Below are 1158 nucleotides of genomic sequence, written 5' to 3' on the forward strand. Positions count from 1 at the left end.
ACAACTTAACCATTATGGCTACCTCTATGCGTGGCTGTTGCTCAACCTAAGTATGATTCTTGGTTACATGCTGGACCTAGGTTTAACCCAGCTCGGGCTTAACCTACCGATGTTTGTCGCCTGCCTAATTGCCGGGATCATCATCAGCAACGTTAAGACATTAGTGTTAAAGCGGCCAATGTCTGATAACGCCAATATGGGCTTGGGCCTGATATCGGATATTTGCCTGGGTATGTTTCTTACCATGGCGCTAATGGGTCTTCAGCTTTGGACTCTGATTAATGCCATTGGCTTTTTAAGCATCGTCATGTTGCTGCAGATAATTCTCTCGCTGGTATTTACCGTTTTTGTGGTATTTCGATTTATGGGTCGCGATTATGACGCGGCAGTAATCAGTTCCGGATTCGGTGGCATAACACTTGGGTCGACAGCAACGGCTATTGTCAATATGACTGCGGTCACCCAGCAATATGGCGCATCCCATCGCGCATTTATTGTCGTGCCATTGGTGTGTGGATTCTTTATCGATATTGCTAATGCTGTCGTGATTAACAGCATGCTCTCTTTTGTAGGCTAACGCCTAATTTACTGTGTGGTGATGCAGTGGATTGGCATTATCGGCACAGGTTTATTGCTTGAGATTTAACGAGGTAACTATGTACGAATTACTAAAGCATACCTTTGCTGGGCTTGAAGTTCGGCGCGCCAGAGAGGGCGACAAGGTTTATACCAACACTGGCGTGGTGTATGGAACGATATGTGCGGTATACCCCTGTGCTAACACGGTTGCGGTGCAACTGCCTAACAACAAGATCCGGCTGCTGTGGAATGGCAACCAACTGATCGCAAACCCTAAGACGCCCGGTGCGTTAGCCTACGAGAGAATAGGGGTAACCAATCTTTGTGGCTTGAGCAATGCCGAATTGTTTGTAGGAGAACCCACCAAAAAATACGTCGAGGCTCAGGAGTTTGATAGTGCTGTGGTTGTAGATGTAGACCACAATCATGCCTGTGAAGGTTATATCACCTTTATTGATAGAAAAATTGGCCGTCTGACCATGTACATACATAACATAGGGCTGATTGCTTTTAGCAAGAGTACCATAAGTCGTTGTGGTCGATACAAACTTGAAGGCGAATACCATTGCTGCATGGCGC

General features: G+C 46.3%; 2 protein-coding genes. Both read left to right on the top strand.

Annotation, left to right across the window (positions count from 1 at the left end; translation table 11 throughout):
- The coding region (locus tag G462_RS0120125; protein ID WP_026960568.1) for a sodium/glutamate symporter at positions 1 to 577 on the top strand (577 nt) is incomplete at its 5' end.
- A gap of 79 nt (positions 578 to 656) precedes the next feature.
- A partial coding sequence (locus G462_RS24625) for a hypothetical protein (RefSeq protein ID WP_026960569.1) occupies positions 657 to 1158 on the top strand: 502 nt, incomplete at its 3' end.

It is taken from the genome of Aliagarivorans taiwanensis DSM 22990 (assembly GCF_000429505.1).
GTDB lineage: Bacteria > Pseudomonadota > Gammaproteobacteria > Enterobacterales > Celerinatantimonadaceae > Aliagarivorans > Aliagarivorans taiwanensis.